Source organism: Coxiella endosymbiont of Ornithodoros amblus (assembly GCF_019425495.1).
Lineage (GTDB): Bacteria > Pseudomonadota > Gammaproteobacteria > Coxiellales > Coxiellaceae > Coxiella.
Window position 1 is genome coordinate 1 of record NZ_VFIV01000022.1, and the last position, 21,983, is coordinate 21,983.

Sequence of the window (21,983 nt, forward strand, 5' to 3'; positions counted from 1 at the left end):
GGCTTAGAAAATGTAAGGGAAATTATTTTCAACCCAATAATCAATTGCTTCAATTAAAACAAGCCTTTCCATTAATTCCACCTGCTCAGGAAACAAACTCATCGCTTTCCTTCGTGTATGGAGGTTTAAAAACACATCAGTATTCTATTTATATTATATTACTTTAAGTTTTATTCGTTCGAAAACTCCTTTTGCTGAAAAGATTGGGGATTTTCTAAGATGTTGCGCTTTGGTAGTCGATTTTTTTATATAATCTTAATCAACTAAAAGTTGTTATTAATCAAGCAAAGTCATGCTTAATGACTTTTGTCGAAATGGATGAAGACAAATTAAAAACACAGCGTCTGAATGAGGCTTAAGGCTTCTATCAAGAAATAGTTGAGACTCATCTTGATCTTCATCTCCTTCTCTTATGTATTGGGCCATTCGTTTAGTCGATGCTGATTTTTCTTTATTTATTAAATAGTTTTTTTACAGCGTTATCCTTCAAAGAAATGCAGAGTTAGCTTTTCATTTGATAAATGAACTTTCATTGGATGATTACCAAGGTCATTTAAATTATCCCGGAATTTATCCAGTCGTTTCCCTATTTGTAGGTAAAAAATCAGATTATATCATCATCGGGATAAAAGGCGATTTTTAGTAATGATAACGATATTGGTGCAATCAATTGATTTGGAAACCGGCATTTTTTGTATTGAAGTTGTTAATCAGATTCTGATTAAAAATTTAAAAATCATCTATACTGGTTGAATAGAACCCAAGTTGGAAGATGCTATTCATCTGTTTATTCAATGGTTAAAATTTTTGGAAAAAATAAACCCCTTTTTGCGTGTCGTACTTATGTTATTGATCTTTATTATTTATCACCGGAATCGAAGACAATACTGTAGAAAAACCACTTGGCTTTTTTAGAAATGGTCATTTTTTAATCAGTTAATATCTCAGAAAACTGTCTCAAAGTTTGAAGCAATCGTTTTGGAAAAGTTGCGGGGATTTTTTATTAATCATTTAGTGCATTATAGAGAGCAATAATCAATTAGCGCATTTAAAGCTCTATTGTAACTTGCAATGGTACAATTTCTATGCAATTATTGAGTCACTCTTCCAAAATGAAGCGGGTATTGAAATACAACGGTCTATTATCCTTAATTACAATAAGGATTTGAAATTGATTTTACAAACCGGTGAATTTTATTCGCAACCCGCGTCAATTGCTTAAAAATAAACAGTTTGAAGAAAATAATAAAAAGGAAAAGCCCTGTTCAAAAAAAAGGGGGGGAATGGCTTTTGAATACTGGAGAAATTAAAAAATATCGTCTTTTGAGGGAATAGCGGTGGCTTAGAGAGATTTAGGATAATATTAATTTGGTTTGTTATTCTAAAAATCACCTCAGAGAAACACAGTCAAAATTTCTGATTCTTTTGGCAATTGATTTACAATCTGTATAATTATTTAAATTCCTTTTGGAATTTAATCCTCGTTTATAAAATATAACCTCTTATTTCTTTGAGTGATACGGCTTAATAGAAATTTGTCAAAAATTTTTTGAAGTTTTAATGAGTTGACTAACCAGCATGGAAATGATTATTTTCTTGATGAATGCAACTTAGAGGATGGAAGAATACCACTAACGTTATTGCTTTCTCGCTCGACGGTAAATGTTCCTCTTTTAAAGTACTATATAAGCCACTGAGATTTGTGTTATTATAAGTTTCAGCTCCATTTACAGGGTAGGGATTGTGCACACCTGCTGCTCATGCTGATGTTTTTCATTTAAAAATGACTACTTTTAGCTGATTTTGTTTCTGAAAAATATTTCTTAATCGCCATTTTTAATATGGCGATAGAATTCGTTTTAAAAGAAGATTCAAATCGAGATTTAACCCAACTTCTGCGAAAAATGTTAAGCCGTGCTCAATTGTCAACTTTTATTTCAAATTATTTCGAAGCAGGGGTTGAAAATTATTATAAGTTGGAGAGAAAAAAGATTTTAAAAAATTCTTTTGATAAAAAGAAAAAATTTTAGGGAGTAAACAACCTTGATAATACAAAATGTTAGTCGTATCTTTTTTTACCATCGATAGAAGAGACGGCATTACAATTTATTCAATGCTTTTATTTTACGTAAAATGAAATTAGCTTTGGCAAAAAATCCTTTGATGAAGAAATCTATTTTTAAAAACGTTAAAGATGAAGTGAAATCGGCTATTGTTCACCTTATCGATTAGTTGGCGACTCCAAGAACTGTTGAAACCGCAGAATTACGATTGAGGAATATTTTAGAATTTTATTTTTTTCTTTGTACGTTTGCAGATAACACGGGGAACCACACTCTTCGAGACTTAAAAGAAATTTGTACTCAAATGAGTTAGGGTTACCTTTATTTTTTGACGATTTGTCTCCCCAGCAGTCTCAGCGCTTGTATGTGTTGTTAAATGACAACGGATCTATTGCTTACCGGGGCTGGTGCTTTATTGAACCGCTTTAAACCGCCTACTCTAAACAATAAAAATGAAAAAAAAGTAGAGGAGAAAAAACTATCTAAAAAGGAAAAAATTAAGAAATCCAAACTAAAAAAGAAAAAATTATGAAAAATAATCAATCAGAAAATCTCGATAACTTTTATCTACTTTTTTCTACCGCTTCTGCAAAACAAGTGTATTAAGAAGAACAAAAACAGGAGGCTATAAGCCAAAAAGGTTTTTTATAAATTATGGAATATCGAGCGTGAATTGCATCAGTTGCGAAATTTTGAAAATAATGGATTTTTAGAGAAACAAATTACATTTTACATTATTTAAAAGTATTATTGAGCGAGCCAACGCATTGGCTTCTATTGACAAGGATGAAAGTGACAACAAAGCCTCTCCTACTTGCCTGGATTTTTGAACAAAATTATGGTACCAGTTAGTCCATCAATGGAATTGTGCAATTAGCACATTTATTATAGAAAAAGCAGAAATTCCCCAAGTTGGATCCCGTATTTTTTGCACGAAAATTTTCGCCTTTGAAAAAAAACCGATAACGACTATGTTCTTTATCTAGATCCAAATCTAATGGGGAACTTTGGAAAAAAGGTAACCGAAGTTGATCTCACTATAACGACAGCCGCACCCCAGCAAGACTTAAAGCTGCGTTGGCTTAATCTCGGAGCAGAGTGCATTAGCGATAAGGGAAGGGTAGGCGGCGGCGCCGGAATGGGTAAAATGAATTTTGCGAGTGCACCCGTAAAGATTCGCTTTACGATGCTGTTTGAGGATATTGTAGCTGCTTTGCCTTTCATGATGCTTAATCGATTGGGGTATTGCCTTCGCATGTTTGCAAAGGTATTTTTGTTGCGGATCGAAATAGAGTTGCCTCGTGAGTGGTTAGTGTATTAAAATGATGAGAAAAATCGTGAAATTGTAAGTAAAAAGCCTTTCGAGCAATGCCTTGCAAAGATAATTGTCCTCCTATGGGAATGCTGAATTACTTGCGGCAGATGGGATTCCGATCTATCAACGCTTACAGTAGAAGAGGAATCAGATTCTGAAGCGTTGAGAAAAGGATTGTGCGAATTATTTCACCCTTCTTATTGGTCAATCGTTTTTACCGCAAATAAACTTAACAGCATGCCCACAAAGCAGCTCTTTCGCGCTTTGTTCCACCCTAAATATCCATTTTAAACTGGTTACTAACCCACTGATGTCTTTCATCAAGAACCCCTTATCCTTCAATAACATCAGGAATTCTACTGAATACTCAGCAGCTTTTCTGACCATTTCATCAACTTAACTGCTTTTGTTATGTATAGAGAGACTAAAAACTTAAACTCTACATCGCTCTCGTCGTCCATCATTTAGGAGGGGACCTAGCGCACGGCGTGCGCAGCCCCGCGCTAAAAGTACGCCTAGAATTTCGTCTGAGCGCCTCTTCGCAGAATGATGAGAAAATAAAAAGTTAGCTTTTCCATAGCAATAGTGATTACGATAGTATTTCTTTATTCTAGAGAGTGGCGATTATGCATAAAAAGGAAACATTTCCGCTCCATTTGAATGTTGATAAATAGTATTTTGAGGGAAACGTAGGTATTTGACCTTATGTTATTCTTTTCAGTTTTCAAGAGCGGGCCAGGTAGATAGGTCAACCTTTTGATCAACTTCAGACGAAAAGCTATCCGCGGGCATGATCCTTATCTGGGGAAGGATACCGCACAAAGATCATGCGATTGATATGGTAGCTATTTCAATAGGGATTGGCTTGCCTTAGAACTGACATTATTTTGAATGAACTTATTTATTTAGGTACAAAACGTTTTTTACGAATAGGAACCGCCGGTTCCTTACAACCACAATGGATCAAAACCGGAGATGTCGTAATTGCTACGGAAGCCGCTTGGGATGAATATACTTCGAGCTGTTATGTGGACATCGGTTATTCGGCCTTGCTCCCTTTCTATGTAATGCAGCCCTTTCAAGAACTAAGAAGGCATTGAATTTAGATTCGCAAACTCATGCGGGTATCATTTACACGAAAGATTCTTTGTATGTGCGTGAATTTGGCGTGTCGCACTTGAAAGAAAACGTAGAATATATGCAGCACTTGAAGGAGATAGGTATGCTCGCTTCTGAAATGGAAAGCGCTATTATTTTTTAGCACACTTACACGGTTATCGAAATTCCAAATAAGCTCTTTCGTCGAATTCAAGTCTCCATTAGGACTGGGAGTAGGGATCTATGATAGTACAAATATGAATCACATGCACGATACAGGACTGATAGAAACGGCATTGTTCTTGTGAAAAGCAGGAAGGTCAGGCTATCGCTATTATTACAGGAGGATGGGTTGAGTCGATACGGTATTTGGTGTTCAATAGGCCCCTTAACTCTATGAAATTACTGCGAGAGTGGCGGAATTGGTAGACGCGCTGGATTTAGGTTCCAGTAGGTTATCCTTTGAGAGTTCGAGTCTCTCCTCTCGCACCACGAAAGAAAGCGGGGAAATTTTATGTCATCTATAGAAAAGTTAGGCGGATTAAAACAGCGATTAACAATTACAGTACCGGCTGAGGAAGTGGGTAAAGCTTATAAAAGCCGTTTAATTAAGGTGGCTCGAACCGCGAAGATACCTAAATTTCGGCCTGGGAAAGCGTCTCCCGCCGTGGTTGAGAAGCTTTACGGAAAAGCCATTCTTCAAGAAGTTGGTAGCGAGCTGATCCAATCCAGCTTGCGTGAAGCGGTTGAGGAACACCAATTGCGAGTGGCTGGAGCGCCTGACATCGAGATGGACAAAATACTTCGTGGGGAACCTTTTAAATACGTCGTTAACCTTGAAGTTTATCCCGAAGTTACTCTCCAATCGCTCGCTGGAGAGACGATAGAGCGAATGCAGGTCGAAATTACCGAAGAAGACCTCGATAAAATGCTGGAAGCTCTCCGCAAACGGTACGCAGAGTGGAAAGAAGTGGATCGCCCTGCAAAGGCAGACGATCGCGTGATTATCGACTTTGAAGGCATGTTGGATGGGAGGCCGTTCGAACACAGCAGCGCTAAGGATTTTCAATTAGAATTGGGCTCAAAATACATGATCGCCAGCTTTGAAGAAGGCATCGAGGGGATGAAACCGGGTGAGAGTAAAGCGTTAAATGTTACTTTCCCGCTTGATTATCCAAGTGAGGATCTCGCTGGCAAAGCCGCTGTGTTTAATATTACTCTGCAAAAGGTCATGGCTCCTGAGATCCCTGTGCTTGATGAGCAGTTTGCTGAGAGGATGGGCATTAAAGAAGGTGGTTTAGAAGCCATTCGCCAAAAAATCAGAACAAACATGGAAAAAGAAGTTCGCCATAATACAGAAGATAAGCTTAAAATGGCTGTGTTAGATAAACTTATCGAACGTAATCCCATTGAAGTACCAGAATCGCTAGTAGAAGCGGAAATTGACCATCTTCAACAGATGACGCGCCAGCAAGTGGCAATGCAAACTCATAAGCCGGAGGAAGCAAAAAAAATGGAACTGCCACGAGATCCCTATCGGGAACAAGCGACCAAACGAGTGAAGTTGGGGTTATTACTCGCCGAAGTCGTCAAACAGCACAAAATTAAGGCAGATCCCAAGCAACTGCGGGCACGGGTAGAAGAAGTGGCTGCCTCTTATCAGGACCCAGAGAATGTGATTTCCTGGTATTATAGTAATAAGCAAATGCTCTCGGGGATCGAATCGGCTGTTCTTGAAGACCAAGTAGTTTCTCAGTTAATCAGTGAGCTTGAAGTGAAAGATCAAGCGATTCCCTACGAAGAGGTGGTTAAACAAATACAGCAATAAGGTGGAATAATGAGCGTTTTAGTTCCTGTGGTTGTCGAGCAAACTTCGCGCGGCGAGCGAGCCTATGATATTTATTCGCGTCTTTTGAAAGACCGGGTTATTTTTTTGGTAGGGCAGGTGCAAGACCACATGACTAACCTGGCTATTGCGCAAATGCTGTTTCTGGAGTCTGAAAATCCAAACAAGGATATTAATTTATATATCAACTCCCCCGGAGGGACTGTAACCTCAGCGATGGCAATTTATGACACCATGCAATTTGTTAAACCTGATATACGAACATTGTGTATCGGGCAGGCGGCGAGCGCCGCTGCCTTATTACTGGCTGGAGGAACTAAGGGTAAACGTCATTGCCTTCCTCATTCATCGGTGATGATTCATCAGGTGTTAGGGGGTTATCAGGGCCAAGGAACAGACATTCAAATTCACGCAAAACAAACGCAGCGGGTGAGTGATCAATTAAATCAGATTTTAGCAAAGCACACAGGTAAAGATATCGAAAGAGTAGAAAAGGACACGAATCGCGATTATTTTTTAACACCCGAAGAAGCGGTGGAATACGGTTTAATCGATTCTATATTTACACAACGCTCCTAGTATTGAAATAAATAAGCTCTGTCCCAATTTGATATATAAGCGAGGTGAAATTTAATGAGTAGTGATGAGAAGTTGCAAATTTTGTATTGTTCGTTCTGTGGCAAAAGCCAACACCAAGTCCGAAAATTGATCGCAGGCCCGGCTGTTTTTGTTTGCAACGAATGTGTCGATTTATGCAACGATATTATTCGCGAGGAAGAAATAGCTCAAGCAGGAGGCGCCCGAAAAAAATTACCTACGCCCCCACAAATTCATCGAATCTTAGATGAATATGTCATCGGACAGGAATTTGCAAAAAAAGTATTATCAGTCGCCGTTTACAATCATTACAAGCGGTTAGGTAATCAAACGAAGAGAGATAGTGTTGAAATTAGTAAAAGTAATATATTGCTGATTGGGTCAACGGGGTCAGGAAAAACATTATTAGCACAGACATTAGCAAAAATTTTAGATGTTCCTTTTGCGATTGCTGACGCCACCACTCTGACGGAACCAGGTTATGTTGGTGAAGACGTCGAAAATATCATTCAAAAATTGTTGCAAAAATGCAATTACGATGTGGGAAAAGCAAAAAGCGGTATTATTTATATTGATGAAATCGATAAGATTGCTCGTAAGACGGACAGCCCCTCTTTAACGCGCGATGTTTCTGGCGAGGGTGTTCAGCAAGCTTTGTTGAAATTAATTGAAGGAACAGTTGCGTCAATACCACCGCAAGTGGGCAGAAAACATCCACAACAAGAATATTTGCAAGTGGATACTTCTAATATTTTATTTATTTGCGGCGGCACCTTCGCGGATCTTCATAAAATTATTCAACGCCGTACGGATAAAAGCGGTATCGGTTTTGCTGCAGAAGTTCGTCCGAAAGAATATTTTTCTCGAGAAGTTTCCAAATTAATTAAAAAAACAGAACCAGGCGATTTAATTAAATATGGTCTTATCCCCGAGTTTGTGGGCCGATTGCCTATCATCACCACATTGGAAGAATTGGATGAAGATGTATTAATGCGCATTTTGACTGAGCCTAAAAATGCATTAGTTAAGCAATATCGCAAACTGTTTGAATTTGAAGGTGTGGAAATAGATTTTCGAGAAGATGCGTTAAAGGCAATTGCAAAGCTGGCTATTCAGCAAAAAACTGGTGCGCGCGGGTTGCGCTCAATTGTGGAGTATACCTTACTAGACTTAATGTACGATCTTCCCGCGGTGGTAGCCGCCGGATTAAAAAAAGTTGTGATCGATAGCGGGGTTATTCATCAAGCTTCGCCGCCTATTTTTATTTATCATCATGAAAAAGCCTTTCGTAAAGTGGCTCAAGAATAATTTTAAGGAACACCATGACTGAACAAACCATTAAAAAATTGGAATTACTATTACTCCCTTTACGTGATGTCGTTGTTTTTCCTCACATGGTAATCCCATTATTTGTTGGTCGTTCAGAATCAGTTAAAGCACTTGAAGTTGCAATGGAAGGCGATAAACGGATTTACCTCGTCGCCCAAAAAGATCCCAATAACGATTCCCCAAAACAAAAAGATCTTCACGAGGTCGGCTCTATTGCCATTATTTTACAATTGTTACGATTGCCTGATGGAACGGTTAAAGTCTTGGTTGAAGGTTTGGAACGAGCGAAGTTATTGCGACTAGAGAAAAAAGAAAATTATCTGAGTGCCACAGTTGAACTTTTAGAAGAAGAGAAGAGTAAAGGCGGTGGAACCGATATCAAAGCATTAGTTCGGACTGTGTTGGGTCAATTTGAACAATTAACAAAAATCAATAAAAAAATTCCTCCCGAACTTTTGCCTTCCTTGGCTAGCACTGAAGACCCTGGATATTTGACGGATAGCATAGCGGCACATATGACTGTTAAATTGGATGTGCGACAAAAAATACTGGAAACAATTGCTGTTAAAAAACGTCTTGAATTACTACAAGGCTTATTAGCGGAAGAATTGGATTTAGTCGAAGTCGAAAAGCGGGTGCAGGGTCGGGTACGTCAACAAGTCGAGAAAAGTCAACGCCAATATTATTTGAGTGAAAAAATTAAAGCGATTCAACAAGAACTCGGTGAGCTCGAAGAAAGCAGGCCTGTGGATGAGCAACAACAATTGCTTGAAAAAATTGAAAAAGCAGGGATGCCAGAAGAAGCCAAAGAAAAAGCGATGAGCGAGTTGAATAAGTTAAAAATGATGCCGCCTATGTCGGCTGAAGCTACTGTGAGCCGGAATTATTTGGATTGGCTGTTGCAGGTGCCTTGGAAATTGCATAGCAAAATCAGCAAGGATTTAAAACAGGCTCAAGAAATTTTAGAGACGGACCATTATGGATTGGAAGAAGTTAAGCAACGCATTATCGAATATTTAGCTGTTCAGCAGCGTGTGCGGAAATTAAAAGGTCCTATTTTATGTTTAGTGGGACCGTCCGGTGTGGGTAAAACGTCATTGGGCCAATCCATTGCTAATGCAACCGGTCGTAAGTTTGTACGTATTTCATTAGGCGGTATTCGCGATGAAGCAGAAATTCGTGGTCATCGTCGCACTTATATAGGTGCTTTACCTGGTAAAGTTATTCAGAAGATGGGAAAGGCTGGCGTCCGTAATCCGCTTTTTATGTTGGACGAAGTTGATAAAATGGCCGCTGATTTTCGTGGCGATCCCGCCGCGGCCTTGCTAGAAGTGCTTGACCCTGAGCAAAACCACGCCTTTAGCGATCATTATTTAGAAGTCGATTACGATTTGTCTGACGTAATGTTTATTGCCACTGCGAACTCGCTCAACATACCGCCGCCTCTCTTAGATCGAATGGAAGTCATTCGATTAGCCGGTTATACCGAAGAAGAGAAATTAAATATTGCTAAACGTTACTTGATTCCGCGTCAAATAAAGCAAACGGGATTAAAGAAATGCGAAATTCATATTTCTGACGGCGCTATTTACGAAATTATTCGCTATTACACGCGTGAAGCTGGTGTCCGAGCTTTAGAAAGAGAAATAGCAAAGCTTTGTCGTAAGGTGGTCAAAGAAATTTTGACGTTAAAAGAAGAGTTGAAACGGGGTAAAAAAGCGAAATTAACCAAGCAGCGTAAAATTACTATTCGCAATCTTGAAAAATATTTGGGACTAAAACGTCATCGTTTTGGCCTTGCTGAAGAAAAAGATCAAATCGGTCAAGTGACTGGTTTAGCCTGGACAGAGTTCGGTGGTGAGTTATTAACGATAGAAGCGCAGGTGATGCCGGGAAAAGGAAAATCATTGCATACGGGGCGCTTGGGTGATGTGATGCAAGAGTCCATTCATGCAGCGACAACGGTCGTACGAAGCCGAGGCTCGAGACTCGGGGTTTCGGAAGATTATTTCCAATCGCACGATTTTCATATCCATGTCCCCGAAGGCGCCACGCCAAAAGATGGCCCCAGCGCCGGGATTGGTATGTGCACCGCGTTGGTGTCGGCAATTACGCGAATTCCTGCGCGTGCTGATATTGCCATGACGGGGGAAATTACTTTACGAGGCGAGGTTTTACCGATTGGTGGATTTAAAGAAAAATTGCTGGCAGCATTGCGTGGTAATATTAAACAGGTCATCATTCCCGAAGAAAATAAACGTGAATTAAAAGAAATTCCATCCATCGTAACACGCGGTTTAAAAATCCATGCTGTCAAATGGATCGATCAAGTGTTTGAATTGGCGCTCACACGTATGCCGGAAATTAAAGCCCCCGCAAAAGAGCCACCGATAAAAACATCATTCAATAAATCGCCTAAAGAGGATCGGGATTCCCGAGCTCATTAGTTTATTTCATGTTAGATAAACAAAAACAATTGCAAGCTAATATTTTTCATCTTTTAGAGCGAGCAAAAAACGCGTTGATCAAATTGAAATTAGGGCGACAATAGAAACGGGTTTTTCAGTCAATGTCCGCCTTGGTGATGTGGAAGCCATTGATATTACTGTTTATCATCAACAGCGGGCGGGCCCCCGCGGTATACCAGCCCTCGATTTGTCATTAGAAGGCATAGAAATGGCTTTTGAAAAAGCGTCAGCGATGACTCAGTTCATTCAGGAAGATCCTTGCGCGGGATTAGCAGATGCGAGTCAAATGGCGAGGGATTATCCCGACTTAGCGCTTTCCCATCCGTGGAATATTACGCCGAAGCAAGCGATTAACTTAGCCATTGAATGTGAAACACTGGCAAGAAATCACGACCCCCGAATTAAGCACTCCGAAGGGGCGAATTTATCGACCTATCGCATTTTCAATATATACGGTAATTCTCATGTCATGCAGAGTGATCATGATTATACGTTGGCCAGAGACCCAAAAAATTGTCATCTATCGAAACGATTGCTAAACAAGCCGCAAAAAACCATTCGCCGTCTTTTGGCGCGAGGCGATTTTCGACGCGCCAATGCCCTGTTTTTTTAATGCGCCGGTTGCTAGAAGTTTGTTAAGGTCATTTATTTCGGTAATTAGCGGCAAATTTTCCCTGAATTCGTTTCTATTTATCAAGATCCCCATTTGCTAGGCGAAATTGGCAGTACACCGTTTGATGAAAGCGGCGTTAAAAAACGAAAAATAAACTTTGTTGAAAATGGCGTGTTAACCCATTACGTGTTAGGAAGCTATTCAGCGAAAAAGTTAGCGATGGAAACAACGGGAAATTCAGGTGGAGTTTATAATTTATTTATCACGACCGGCGATAAAAATTTAACTGCTTTATTGAAAGAAATGCAGCGCGGATTATTAGTGATAGAACTCATGGGGCAAGGTGTTAACCTCGTTACCGGCAATTATTCACGTGGCGTTTTTGGTTTCTGGATAGAAAACGGTGAAGTTCAATACCCTGTAGAAGAAATAACCATTGCTGGCAATCTCAAAGACATGTTCAAACAAATCCAACTAATCGGTGATGACATCGACCCTATTGATAGAACAAGTGACTGTTGCAGGCGAATAATTTAAGATCTAAGCCTCTTCACCGAATTTATCATTAATTAACTTTTCGATGGCTTCCATCGCTTCTTTTTCATCTTCGCCGCAGACAGTTAATTCTATTTCAGCGCCTTGATTGGCAGCGAGGACCATGAGACACATAAGGCTTTTAGCATTTACTTTTCGGTCGTTGAAACGCACCCACGTTTCGCTTTGATAACAGAAGGCCAAATTGGTTAGTTTTATGGCGGCACGGGCGTGTAGGCCGAGTTTGTTGATAATTTTAATTCTTTTTTGAATCATAGTTGTCTCTTGCTTTTCAAAAATGCTGGTGGAAATGGTACCTGGAGTCATACCCTTCAATTTTTAAACGGTGATTGCGTACCAATGTCTCGATAAGTAAAGGTAAATTCCTTCCTGGGTGGATAGGAAATAGAATTTTAGGTACGTTGATACCTAAAATAATTTCACTTCGGTAAAAAGGATTAAGAGGGTCATCCATCAACGGCATTTTTTCTGGTTTAACGAGCGAGATTGATAAATGAACTTCATGTTGGTTTACGACTGCGTCGAGACCAAATAATTTAGGGACATCGATAATGCCAATTCCCGTGATTAGAATGTAACCGTTCGAGACGGACGGACAAGAACCCATTAATTGCTTATTTTCCTGTTTAAAGTCCACGACGTCATCACACACTAGTTGGTGACCGCGATCGATTAGTGCTAGTGATAGCTCGCTTTTGCCGATATTCGCCACCCCCGTAATTAAAATCCCCATTTTATCAATAACGAGAAAATTTGCATGCCATGTTTGTTTGAGAGGCCCCGTGGGTTTATCGAGGCTTTGATAAAGTGACATTAGCGGTGGTCGCCTTTTTTGGCTTTGTACTTTGAAAGTTGAGTTTCTAATTTATGCATTAGCAGATCGACTGTTTTATACATGTCATCCGATTCTGCTTGCGCGTTGATGGTGCTTCTCGGTAATTTAACATTCGCCTCGACGATTTTTTTCAGTTTATTAATATGGAAGATGATATGGATATTAGAAATTTCATCGCGACAAGGCTGTATGCGGTGTAATTTTTTTTTAGTGAGTTCGCGTAATGCGAGTGAAATATCCACCCCTTGGCCTGTCATTTGAATATGCATGATATTTCTCCTTTGCTGTTATGAAAAAATATTTTGACTTACTTTCGAAAAAAAATTGTAAACTTCAGTGCTCAATTCTTTCCAGCTTTCGGAGAAGCTAAGAGAGGTAAGCAGCGCTCCGCCCTAAATCAAATTCATTCCCCAAATAAACTGCTCGCACGTCTTTATTACGCAATATTTCGCCAGGCGCTCCGTGGGCAATGATAGCACCATCATTGACAATATAAGCGCGTTGACAAATATCAAGGGTTTCTCGAACATTATGATCGGTAATCAAAATTCCAATTCCACGCTTACGCAAGTGAATAATAATTCGTTTAATGTCAATGACAGAAATGGGATCAATGCCAGCAAATGGTTCGTCCAGCAAAATAAATTTTGGGTCCATGGCAAGCGCACGCGCAATTTCGACACGCCGTTTTTCACCGCCGGATAAACTGTAACCGGGAATATCACGCAAATAGCTGACGTGAAATTCTTGCATTAATGATTCGCATTTTTCCTGACGTTGTTGTTTGGAAAGGTCGTTACGCAGTTGCAGTATAGCCATGATATTTTGCGCGACTGACAGTTTTCTGAAAATTGACGTTTCTTGAGGCAAATACCCGATGCCTAAACGCGCTCGTTTGTGCATGGGTTGAAAGCTAATATTTTGATCATCTAAAAAGACTTCCCCGCTGTCAGGAGTAATGAGGCCCACAATCATATAAAAACTCGTCGTTTTTCCAGCACCATTGGGTCCGAGAAGGCCAACGACCTCATTGCTAATAGCTAATGAAACGTCTTTGACTACAGGACGGGATTTATAACTTTTTTGTAATCTTTTGGCGCTGAGAATAGCCATCGTTGTTACTGCGGTTCTATCACCACGGTGGTATTGCCGCCTTTACCGTTAGGGACTGTTGATATCATGGTCTGCTTTTTAACATCATACCAGATATAAGACCCCGTGAGGATATTTTTTTTGGGTAACGCGAGCGTTTTTAATCAGTAATACCTGCCCCGCTTTGGCTTGGAAATAGAGGATGGTCTCGGCTTCTGTATATAAACGTGCTTTTTGATTATCGAGCATCATTGAGTAATGCGCCGGGTAGCCAATGACTTTCAATCATACGATTTTCGATTAGTGGTCGGATTATGATAGACGATCACTTTGTCGCTTGAGATCCAGGTAGTGCCTTCGCACGCACATGGTAAGGTAAACTGATCACTGGACAGAGCAACGACTAACAGGGGAAGCCCTGTTAGTAGCAGAAGCGCTATTTGGCTAAGAATTCTTTTTCCCCGGTGGTGGCTCGATTTCATAGACACCTCGTGAATGCGATAAAAGATGCACTAATCCCTTTTTTAAATTAGACGTCATTCCAGTGGCTTTTATGACTGCATTAGGTCGGGTAATAGTAACGGAATCGTTTGTTTTAGCAAAAGAACGGTCTGGGAAGAGGGTTAGCGTGCTAGTGGTAATGGTCGTTTCAGGCTTTGTCGGCTGTGGCGGTTCGTGGACTTTTACGTGATCCCATAAATAGATCCGTTTGATGCCTTGCTGACTCTTTCCGGAATTGGCGGTGATGTTCCAAGGGATGCGTTTATCCGTGTAAATAAGGTAATGAGGGCGGGTAAATTGAAACGAATTCTGGTAAGGAAAATGGGTAATAACTGGAGAGGTCAGGTGACTATGCAGCAGCCCTTCCTCATCGTATTGGTAGTAGTTCACATCGCGCATAAAAGCATTCGGCCAGTGGTTTAATTGTTCTCGGAAAGGCCGTTCGTCGGATGTTGTTGTCCGAAGGATCAGCAATGTAGAGAGGCACGCAACGACGATTAATAACAAACTTATTTTCATATTTTGTGCCATCACTGCATTGTATCCTCAAAGGCAAGATAAAATAAAATCACAAACCTCTCGTACTGCGCCCTTCCCCCCTTCTTTGCGTGTTTTCCAGTGAGCTTGTTGTTGCACAGCGGGAAGCGCGTTAGTGACTGCGATAGCGAGGCCGACTTGTTGCATAATGGGTAAGTCTGGTAGGTCATCGCCGACGTAGGCGACTTGCTTCTCATCGAACTTTAGTTGGCTTAGTAGCTTTTTAAAAGCGATGCGTTTGTCGGGCTGACCTTGGAATACGTGGTGAATACCTAATTCAGTAGCTCGTCTTGAAACAGCTCTGCTTTTGCGGCTGCTTATAATTGCCACTTCAATACCCGCCTTTAATAACTGTTTAATCCCAAGGCCGTCGTGTACATGAAAAACTTTTAAAATTTCTCCACGCGGGGAATAGACCAATCGACCATCAGTGAGAACGCCATCGACATCAAGGATTAATAATTTAATGTGGCGGGCTTGTTCTTGCCGGTCAGCCGTTGTTTGCATGCCTAGATAACTCCGGCTCGCAAAAGGTCGTGCATATGGATAACCCCCACAGGAGAGGCGTCGGTATCCACGACCACAAGCGAAGTAATCTTGTTCTGCTGCATCATTTTGAGGGCTTCAGCCGCTAAAAGTTTAGGAGGAACGGTGATGCTATTTTTAGTCATGACTTTTTCAATAGGCGTGCGATGAATATCGTATCCCTTATCCAAAGTGCGACGTAAATCACCGTCGGTAAAAACCCCTAATAATTGGCCGGAATCGCTAACAACCGTGGTCATGCCTAAACTCTTTTTGGTAATTTCAACTAACGCTTCGTCCAACAAGCAGCCAGGTTTGACAATAGGCATTTTATCTTTAGGGTGCATCAGATCAGCGATATGAAGCAACAGGCGACGACCAAGAGAACCTCCCGGATGGACGCGGGCGAAGTCGTCGGCGGTGAAACCCCTGGCTTCCAGAAGAGCAATTGCTAGCGCATCTCCCATAACGAGCATTGCCGTGGTACTTGACGTCGGAGCCAGCCCGAGGGGACAGGCTTCTTGTTCAACGCTGACGTCGATAACCGTATCGGCGATCCGTGCTAATGTGGATTGCATTTTTCCGCTGAGGGCAATCAAGGCGACACCGAGCCGTTTGAGCGTTGGGAGAAGGTTGATGATTTCTTGAGTCTCCCCCGAATAGGAGATAGCTAGAGCGACATCCTGCGGCGTGACCATCCCCATGTCGCCATGGCTTGCTTCACTGGGATGAACGTAAAAGGATGGCGTACCGGTGCTTGCCAACGTGGCGGCAATTTTTTTGGCGATATGACCCGATTTTCCAACGCCGAGGACAACGACACGTCCTTTACAATTAAAGAGCGTATTACAAGCCATTATAAACTTTTCATCGATGCGAGCATGTAAGGATTGAATCGCTCGCAATTCCGTTGCGATGACTGCTTTCCCCAACGTATAAAAATTCTGATTGTTTGACATAGAAATAATGAATCAATGTTTGAGTTTCAGTATTATAAGTCAAAATTATGAGTGGAGTCACCGGATTTTATGAGCACTAAAATTTTAGGCAAGGTTAGCATGAATTGGTGGATGAATTATGATGAATTAAGATCAAGGATGAAATGACGTTATGGATAAGTTAATCATTGTTGGTGGAGTAGCTTTAAATGGCTCAATTCGCATATCCGGTGCGAAAAACGCTGTCCTTCCTATCCTAGCGGCAACCTTGTTGATTGAAGAACCCGTTCTCTTAAGTAACATACCTCATTTGAACGACGTCACTACCATGATCGAATTGCTGGGGCGCATGGGGGCTCAAATTACCATCGATGAGCGGATGAGTATCGAGATAGATTGCTCGCAAATTCAAAACGTCCATGCTTCTTATGAATTAGTAAAGACCATGCGGGCTTCAATCCTTGTTTTAGGCCCTTTATTGTCCCGTTTTGGAAAGGCTGAAGTTTCTTTGCCCGGGGGGTGTGCGATTGGATCTCGCCCAGTTGACGTTCATATCGATGGGATGCGGGCGTTAGGGGCGGATATTGAGTTAGTGGATGGGTTCATCCATGCGACCGTTGAAGGTCGTTTAAAAGGCGCTGAGTTGAATTTGGGAAAGATTACCGTTACAGGCACAGAGAATCTCATTATGGCCGCCACTTTGGCCGAAGGGCAAACTATTATTCATAATGCCGCTTGTGAACCCGAGGCCCAGGATCTCGCCAATTTCCTTAACAAAATGGGGGCCAGAATTTCGGGGGCAGGAACCGATACAATCGTTATTGATGGAGTTGATCGATTATCAGGTGGCAATTATAGCATTTTGCCGGATCGGATTGAAGCCGGCACTTATCTCGTGGCGGCAGCGATGACACGCGGGCATGTGAGGATTAAAGATGTTTTGCCTAAAACATTAGGTGCCGTTTTAGAGAAACTCCACGAGGCAGGTGCACACGTTAAAATTGGGGGAAATTGGGTGGATCTAGATATGCAGGGCCGCCGAGCTAAAGCTGTCGATATCGTGACAGCACCTTATCCAGAAATGCCAACGGATATGCAAGCGCAGTTTATGGCGCTTAATGTCGTGGCCGAAGGTCAGGCTGTTATAACAGAAACCGTTTTTGAAAATCGCTTTATGCACGTCCATGAATTACAACGAATGGGAGCAGATATTAAATTGCAAGGCAGTAAAGCCCTTATTCGCGGCAAAGAAAAATTAACGGGTGCACCGGTGATGGCTACGGATTTACGGGCATCTGCTGGTTTGGTGCTCGCCGGGCTTATGGCCCGTGGCAATACCATTGTCGATCGAATTTATCATATTGATCGCGGGTATGAATGTATTGAAGAAAAATTGGCGCAATTAGGCGCCGAAATTCGTCGCGTGTCTTCCCATGTGTATGCAGCTTACTGTGCTGCTCAAAAGAGGTGGTTATAAATTTGATGAGTCGAACGGTAAAAGTAACGATCGTGCTCCTCGACGCGTTTTTTCTTTTGTTATTTATTTTTTTATTGATTGCTTATCTTTCTCTGGATAAGGAAGCGGAATGGGTGGTCAATCAGCTTTATGGGCGAAATGAAAGAGGAATCGTTAAAGGGATGAACCTATTCAACACGCCTATTCCAATTTGTCTTTTTTTGTTATTATCCACAGTTATTTAGGATCACCAGGTATATTTCGTGACATTGCTAATAATAAAAAATTAACGCTAAAGTTGATGTTTATGTTCCATGATTACCCTACGAAGGCAGAAATTTGGAAACGGTTTCGAAATAAATAATAAATTAACGAGTGATTATTTGAAAACCTACCTATTTTAATAGATAAATTATCATCTCATTATAAACATGTTGTGATTTTGGGATACTCCTATGGTGGTGCGTTTTTAATCAATCTTTCTCGAGAAAATCAGTTGCGTAAAAATAGCCAGATTATCCTGTACCAACCTGCCGTTTTTATTAAGGAGAATAGTTTTCCTTTGAATGTCTTATTGCATAACCTATTCGCTGTGGAGGAAATATTGTAACTATGCGGCGATCGGATGTGAATTTCCCGGCAAAAAAATCACCAATAAAACAGCTACGCTATATATCGAAAATATGAAAAATTTGCCTTATATCGTAACGCCTGTATTGAAGGAAATTCTTCAGCTGGATGATAATAGTCGAGCTTTTTTAAAAAGATGTGTCCCTTGTTTTCAGTAATTATTGCTAAGGACGATTCGCTTATTTTTTGCGAACAATTAAATGAAGTTTGTAGGGAAAATGATTGCTGTAAAATTTATACTTATCAATCTGGGATTCGTTTATTGCATGATAAATTTAAGGAAAATTTTACGCATCTAATTACCGAATTGATCGATCAGAAAATATAGCAAATAATAATTAACATCGTAATTCTAATTTTGAACTCCTCATTCTCACCCCCTTGTTATCCCCGCGCACGCGGGGGTCCCGGCTAAAAGGCTAAGAAAAGCACCATCGGTGTTTTTCTTAGCCTTTTAGTCTGGGTCTCCTCCCGACTCCGCCGTGAAGGTGCAGCACGCACTCCGTGCACTGAAGTCCTACGTTTGCACGATTTTTAGACATTGAAACTCGCAGGTTATCTATACAGGGATACATTAATTGGGATGTTAATTATTATTTGCTATATTTTCTGATCGATCAATTCGGTAATTAGATGAAGCGTTGGGGTTTTGTGTGATTAAGTCGTACATTTGAGATAGAATGGCAGGAACGATCTTCCGTAACCGATTCCCGCCACACTATCACAAATATTCCTTAAAAAAACTCTTGCGAGATCCCTTCCCGCGCTTCCCTGATAGGTTTTCCTTTTGCCTTCGTGGCAGTTTCAGGTCCGATGCGTAAATAATAGTTAATGTGGGGAGAAAAGGAAGTAGAGAAAGACTAGATCTCTTGTAAGAGATATCTCAAGATTGGTTAGAGCAAAATCAACACCTCATTTAAAACCCGATGCCCTAAGGGGGTGAGCCTAACGTATTGTTTATCAGATTTGAGAAGGTTATGTTCTTCAGCTATCTCCAGCTAGCGCCATAAAATAGAAGGCGATAATCCTATTCGTTCTGTAAAAAGAGTACTAACGGAGATAGACTTTTGCAAGTGTAGCACGTTCATCATAAATTCAAGAGGTAATTCATCAGGGGAAAGGGATTGGCTGCCTTCCTTGAAGGTTTTTTTTAAGAGTCCATGTAAAACCAGGGGTTTTTAATGTTCCAATAACGGGTAATTTTACCCTGAACCGTTAATTTGCTGTGCGCACCTGCCCCGAGGCCGAGATAATCGCCAAATTCCCAATAGTTGATATTGTGTTGGCAAAAGTGACCGTTGCGGCAGTAAGCAGAAACCTCATAGTGGACAAGCCCATATTTCCGAAACAATTTTTGGCCTTTTGACTGAATTTTCCAAATATAATTCTCTGTAGGAAGTGCAGGGGGCTGTTTATAAAAAAGGTGTTGGGCTCTAACGTTAACTGCTACCAAGAAAGATGAGTGGGTTCTAAATCAATGGCTATTTGTAAGTCATCGAGAGCCTCGTTAATTTTTTGATTCGGCAGACCGAACATCAAGTCTACATTAATATTTTTAAAATTCGCTTGTTTTGCTATCTTAATCGCTTGCTTGGACTCTTCTGCACTATGAATGCACCCTAAAATTTTTAATTTATCATTTTGAAAATTTTGAATACCAATTGATAAGCGATTAATGCCGATTTCCCGATAGCTCCTAAATTTGGTTTTCTCCACCGAGCTGGGATTCACCTCTAGGGTAATTTCAACCTCCTTTTTTAAGAGGAATTCCTTTTTAATTTCTCCTCAAATAATTTTTGATAAGCAATTGGGGAGAATAAGCTCGGAGTTCCGCCACCAATGAAGATACTATAAATGGGGCGCTTTTCAATTAAAGCTATTTTTTGCCTCAACTCATCAATCAAGGCGTCGATATAAGCTTTTTCAGGCAGACCTTGATGCAAGGAGTGCGAATTAATTGAAATCACAATAGGGGCATTTTCGAGTGCACCACGGCATATATGGATATTTAAAGACTAAGTGGAATGGCCGACATCGGGTATTCTACTATCATAGCTCCTCCATCAACAGTTTAATGAAATTACAATCAGGAGTACCATGAAAAACCTGTTATTCTTAACAGAGCTATCTTAGCCTAGAATGCGTTGTTTGATCTCAAAGGGCTTCATTTGCGTTTTTCTAATTGGCAGAAGCGTCATTTTGAACGCATTCGGAGCGTGAGTTTGGTACTGTTATGATTATCCCTTTGCTGGATTGGATGAAGTTATAGTATTGCTGATACGCGAATATAGCACGGGTATGGATGAACCCCAATATGATGTTGGGCTTCCCAAAGAGGGCCATTGAGAGGAATGAAGAGATTTCAGTTAGCGCTGAGCGTGAGTTAAAAGAAGAAGTGGGATACGGATCATCGGGTGATATGTCTGTCATTGCCGCTTACAGCGCTTCTCCTGCCTATTTGCATTCTAAAATAGACATCATTTTGTCAAAAGACCTTTACCGCGAAACGATGGTTAGTGATGGACCTTAGCCGTTAGAGGTGATTCCTTTGAAGCTTTCTCAGATGGAGGAATTGCTTACTTATCCTGAATTTCATGAAGCGCGCAGTGTGGCCGCTTCAATTTTTAGTGGAGCAGGATAAAAGTGGACAATCATTGGTTAAAATCCCTTGTTTTACTCGCAAAAAAAGTCGACGCTGAAATTTTGAAATATTTCGGATTGTCTAAAGAAGACCTGCATGTCATGTAAAGAAAACCGCATACCGGTTACCGAAATCGATCTTTCCGCGCATAAAATCCTTCAAAAAGGGCTAAACTCGTTAATGCCGACTATTCCCATTTTATCGAAAGAAGGCAAGATTTTCCATTTAATTCGGTGTGTCAGAAAAGGGAGCGATATTGGTTAATTAGATCCTTTTAGATGGTATGCAAGAATTTATCGAGAATCGCGATGAATTTCACAGTTAACATCACTTTAATTGAGCGGAAAGAACCCGTGATTGGCGTGGTTTACGCGACCGTATTTGAGGTATGTGACTTCGCCCCTTCTAGAAACAGCATTTTTAGGCAAGTCGTCGACGAAACACTAACCCCTATTCAAAAAAGAAAAATGGAAAAAGATTTGTTTTCTGTTTTATTGGGCCAATACTTAGGCTCGTCTACCAGAGTTATTTAACGCTATCTCCGGTTGTGAGATTGTTCGATTAAACAGCTCCTAAGATTTTGTTAGATCACGGAAGGAAAAGGCGATTTTTAGACTCGCTTTAGAGAGACCAGCGAATGGGATACGGGGGCAGGTCATTACGTTCTAAACGAGGCGGGTGGTGTGACCCTTAAGTTAAATCGGAAAGAATTGCGATACAACGAGAAAATTCCCTTACGAACTAAGACCTTGTAGCGATCAGGGATGTGGCTCAAAAAGTGAAAGTATTCGAATTACTCGAAAGAACTCCATAAACTAAAACAACCCAATGAAAAGTGCGCTCTTTAAAGGGGGCGTTATAATGCGCCAACACAGAATTTCTATTTTAAATAAAGAGCAGGTGATGAAAGATATTAAAATACTTGGTGTTGATATTTATTGCAA

Annotated in this window: 17 protein-coding genes, 1 tRNA gene and 6 pseudogenes; 15 read left to right on the forward strand and 9 right to left on the reverse strand. The window is 40.7% G+C overall.

Translation table 11 applies throughout. From position 1 onward, the window contains the following. Positions 1-1,841: 1,841 nt before the first annotated feature. The 9 genes and pseudogenes from FIV31_RS04135 (at position 1,842) to FIV31_RS04180 (ending at position 11,861) form a co-directional block, all read left to right on the forward strand. On the forward strand, positions 1,842-2,030 hold the full coding sequence (locus FIV31_RS04135) for a hypothetical protein (RefSeq protein WP_280123920.1): 189 nt from the start codon (positions 1,842-1,844) through the stop codon (positions 2,028-2,030). Between the two features lie 1,030 nt (positions 2,031-3,060). After that, a complete protein-coding gene (locus FIV31_RS04140) occupies positions 3,061-3,384 on the forward strand; it encodes a hypothetical protein (protein WP_280123921.1) in 324 nt (107 codons plus the stop codon). Positions 3,385-4,004: 620 nt separating this feature from the next. Next, positions 4,005-4,668 (forward strand): annotated as a pseudogene (locus FIV31_RS08495) (nucleoside phosphorylase); the annotation flags it as partial. A 215-nt stretch (positions 4,669-4,883) separates the two neighbouring features. Continuing rightward, positions 4,884-4,968 (forward strand) — tRNA-Leu (locus FIV31_RS04155). Between the two features lie 22 nt (positions 4,969-4,990). Then, entirely contained in the window at positions 4,991-6,304 is a 1,314-nt protein-coding gene (tig, locus tag FIV31_RS04160) for a trigger factor (RefSeq protein ID WP_280123924.1), read from the forward strand. Between the two features lie 9 nt (positions 6,305-6,313). Next, complete coding sequence (clpP, locus tag FIV31_RS04165) at positions 6,314-6,901, forward strand: ATP-dependent Clp endopeptidase proteolytic subunit ClpP (RefSeq protein WP_280123925.1); 588 nt, start codon at positions 6,314-6,316, stop codon at positions 6,899-6,901. Between the two features lie 54 nt (positions 6,902-6,955). Continuing rightward, positions 6,956-8,227 carry an ATP-dependent Clp protease ATP-binding subunit ClpX gene (gene clpX / locus FIV31_RS04170; RefSeq protein WP_280123926.1) on the forward strand — a complete coding sequence of 424 codons (1,272 nt, stop codon included), beginning with the start codon at positions 6,956-6,958 and terminating at the stop codon, positions 8,225-8,227. 14 nt (positions 8,228-8,241) lie between these two features. Continuing rightward, on the forward strand, positions 8,242-10,695 hold the full coding sequence (gene lon / locus FIV31_RS04175) for an endopeptidase La (RefSeq protein ID WP_280123927.1): 2,454 nt from the start codon (positions 8,242-8,244) through the stop codon (positions 10,693-10,695). A gap of 8 nt (positions 10,696-10,703) precedes the next feature. Further along, positions 10,704-11,861: pseudogene (locus FIV31_RS04180) on the forward strand (metallopeptidase TldD-related protein). Positions 11,862-11,869: 8 nt separating this feature from the next. Here FIV31_RS04180 and FIV31_RS04185 read toward each other — a convergent pair. The 8 genes from FIV31_RS04185 to FIV31_RS04220 form a co-directional block, all read right to left on the reverse strand. Beyond that, on the reverse strand, positions 11,870-12,139 hold the full coding sequence (locus FIV31_RS04185; protein ID WP_280123928.1) for an HPr family phosphocarrier protein: 270 nt from the start codon (positions 12,137-12,139) through the stop codon (positions 11,870-11,872). Between the two features lie 16 nt (positions 12,140-12,155). Further along, positions 12,156-12,698, reverse strand: a complete 543-nt coding sequence (locus tag FIV31_RS04190; RefSeq protein ID WP_280123929.1) for an HPr kinase/phosphorylase-related protein — start codon at positions 12,696-12,698, stop codon at positions 12,156-12,158. Further along, on the reverse strand, positions 12,698-12,988 hold the full coding sequence (gene hpf, locus FIV31_RS04195) for a ribosome hibernation-promoting factor, HPF/YfiA family (RefSeq protein ID WP_280123930.1): 291 nt from the start codon (positions 12,986-12,988) through the stop codon (positions 12,698-12,700). The genes FIV31_RS04190 and hpf overlap by 1 nt, the downstream gene beginning before the upstream one ends. Before the next feature lie 97 nt (positions 12,989-13,085). Beyond that, positions 13,086-13,832 (reverse strand): LPS export ABC transporter ATP-binding protein, encoded by a 747-nt coding sequence (gene lptB, locus FIV31_RS04200; RefSeq protein WP_280123931.1) that lies wholly within the window; start codon positions 13,830-13,832, stop codon positions 13,086-13,088. 84 nt (positions 13,833-13,916) lie between these two features. Further along, a complete protein-coding gene (locus FIV31_RS04205; RefSeq protein ID WP_280123932.1) occupies positions 13,917-14,063 on the reverse strand; it encodes an LptA/OstA family protein in 147 nt (48 codons plus the stop codon). Positions 14,064-14,255: 192 nt separating this feature from the next. Beyond that, positions 14,256-14,843 carry an LPS export ABC transporter periplasmic protein LptC gene (lptC, locus tag FIV31_RS04210; RefSeq protein WP_280123933.1) on the reverse strand — a complete coding sequence of 196 codons (588 nt, stop codon included), beginning with the start codon at positions 14,841-14,843 and terminating at the stop codon, positions 14,256-14,258. A 15-nt stretch (positions 14,844-14,858) separates the two neighbouring features. Beyond that, entirely contained in the window at positions 14,859-15,356 is a 498-nt protein-coding gene (locus tag FIV31_RS04215; protein ID WP_280123934.1) for a KdsC family phosphatase, read from the reverse strand. A 2-nt stretch (positions 15,357-15,358) separates the two neighbouring features. After that, positions 15,359-16,333 carry a KpsF/GutQ family sugar-phosphate isomerase gene (locus FIV31_RS04220; RefSeq protein WP_280123935.1) on the reverse strand — a complete coding sequence of 325 codons (975 nt, stop codon included), beginning with the start codon at positions 16,331-16,333 and terminating at the stop codon, positions 15,359-15,361. Positions 16,334-16,484: 151 nt separating this feature from the next. On the opposite strand from FIV31_RS04220, the gene murA reads away from it, so the two are divergent. From murA to FIV31_RS04235, 3 genes and pseudogenes are all read left to right on the forward strand, one after another. Beyond that, positions 16,485-17,789: a UDP-N-acetylglucosamine 1-carboxyvinyltransferase gene (gene murA, locus FIV31_RS04225; RefSeq protein WP_280123936.1), complete on the forward strand. Its 1,305-nt coding sequence runs from the start codon at positions 16,485-16,487 to the stop codon at positions 17,787-17,789. A 2-nt stretch (positions 17,790-17,791) separates the two neighbouring features. Continuing rightward, positions 17,792-18,726 (forward strand): annotated as a pseudogene (locus FIV31_RS04230) (alpha/beta hydrolase). A gap of 346 nt (positions 18,727-19,072) precedes the next feature. Beyond that, positions 19,073-19,173 (forward strand): annotated as a pseudogene (locus FIV31_RS04235) (hypothetical protein); the annotation flags it as partial. 118 nt (positions 19,174-19,291) lie between these two features. On the opposite strand, the pseudogene hemW reads toward FIV31_RS04235, so the two are convergent. Continuing rightward, a pseudogene (hemW, locus tag FIV31_RS04240) lies at positions 19,292-20,433 on the reverse strand (radical SAM family heme chaperone HemW). Between the two features lie 109 nt (positions 20,434-20,542). Here hemW and nudE point away from each other — a divergent pair. The 3 genes and pseudogenes from nudE (at position 20,543) to FIV31_RS04255 (ending at position 21,572) form a co-directional block, all read left to right on the forward strand. Then, positions 20,543-21,097, forward strand: a pseudogene (gene nudE / locus FIV31_RS04245) (ADP compounds hydrolase NudE). Positions 21,098-21,135: 38 nt separating this feature from the next. Then, positions 21,136-21,303, forward strand: coding sequence for a hypothetical protein (locus FIV31_RS04250; protein ID WP_280123937.1), 168 nt, complete (start codon positions 21,136-21,138; stop codon positions 21,301-21,303). A gap of 44 nt (positions 21,304-21,347) precedes the next feature. After that, entirely contained in the window at positions 21,348-21,572 is a 225-nt protein-coding gene (locus FIV31_RS04255; RefSeq protein ID WP_280123938.1) for a hypothetical protein, read from the forward strand. Positions 21,573-21,983: the final 411 nt, after the last annotated feature.

Coding starts and splice junctions, on each gene's coding strand:
- lptC (WP_280123933.1), bottom strand. CDS start 14,843: ATGGCACAAAATATGAAAATAAGTTTGTTATTAATCGTCGTTGCGTGC.
- FIV31_RS04215 (WP_280123934.1), bottom strand. CDS start 15,356: ATGCAAACAACGGCTGACCGGCAAGAACAAGCCCGCCACATTAAATTA.
- FIV31_RS04135 (WP_280123920.1), top strand. CDS start 1,842: ATGGCGATAGAATTCGTTTTAAAAGAAGATTCAAATCGAGATTTAACC.
- FIV31_RS04250 (WP_280123937.1), top strand. CDS start 21,136: ATGTCATGTAAAGAAAACCGCATACCGGTTACCGAAATCGATCTTTCC.
- lptB (WP_280123931.1), bottom strand. CDS start 13,832: ATGGCTATTCTCAGCGCCAAAAGATTACAAAAAAGTTATAAATCCCGT.
- FIV31_RS04185 (WP_280123928.1), bottom strand. CDS start 12,139: ATGATTCAAAAAAGAATTAAAATTATCAACAAACTCGGCCTACACGCC.
- FIV31_RS04255 (WP_280123938.1), top strand. CDS start 21,348: ATGAATTTCACAGTTAACATCACTTTAATTGAGCGGAAAGAACCCGTG.
- FIV31_RS04140 (WP_280123921.1), top strand. CDS start 3,061: ATGGGGAACTTTGGAAAAAAGGTAACCGAAGTTGATCTCACTATAACG.
- clpX (WP_280123926.1), top strand. CDS start 6,956: ATGAGTAGTGATGAGAAGTTGCAAATTTTGTATTGTTCGTTCTGTGGC.
- clpP (WP_280123925.1), top strand. CDS start 6,314: ATGAGCGTTTTAGTTCCTGTGGTTGTCGAGCAAACTTCGCGCGGCGAG.
- FIV31_RS04220 (WP_280123935.1), bottom strand. CDS start 16,333: ATGTCAAACAATCAGAATTTTTATACGTTGGGGAAAGCAGTCATCGCA.
- lon (WP_280123927.1), top strand. CDS start 8,242: ATGACTGAACAAACCATTAAAAAATTGGAATTACTATTACTCCCTTTA.
- FIV31_RS04205 (WP_280123932.1), bottom strand. CDS start 14,063: ATGATGCTCGATAATCAAAAAGCACGTTTATATACAGAAGCCGAGACC.
- murA (WP_280123936.1), top strand. CDS start 16,485: ATGGATAAGTTAATCATTGTTGGTGGAGTAGCTTTAAATGGCTCAATT.
- tig (WP_280123924.1), top strand. CDS start 4,991: ATGTCATCTATAGAAAAGTTAGGCGGATTAAAACAGCGATTAACAATT.
- FIV31_RS04190 (WP_280123929.1), bottom strand. CDS start 12,698: ATGTCACTTTATCAAAGCCTCGATAAACCCACGGGGCCTCTCAAACAA.
- hpf (WP_280123930.1), bottom strand. CDS start 12,988: ATGCATATTCAAATGACAGGCCAAGGGGTGGATATTTCACTCGCATTA.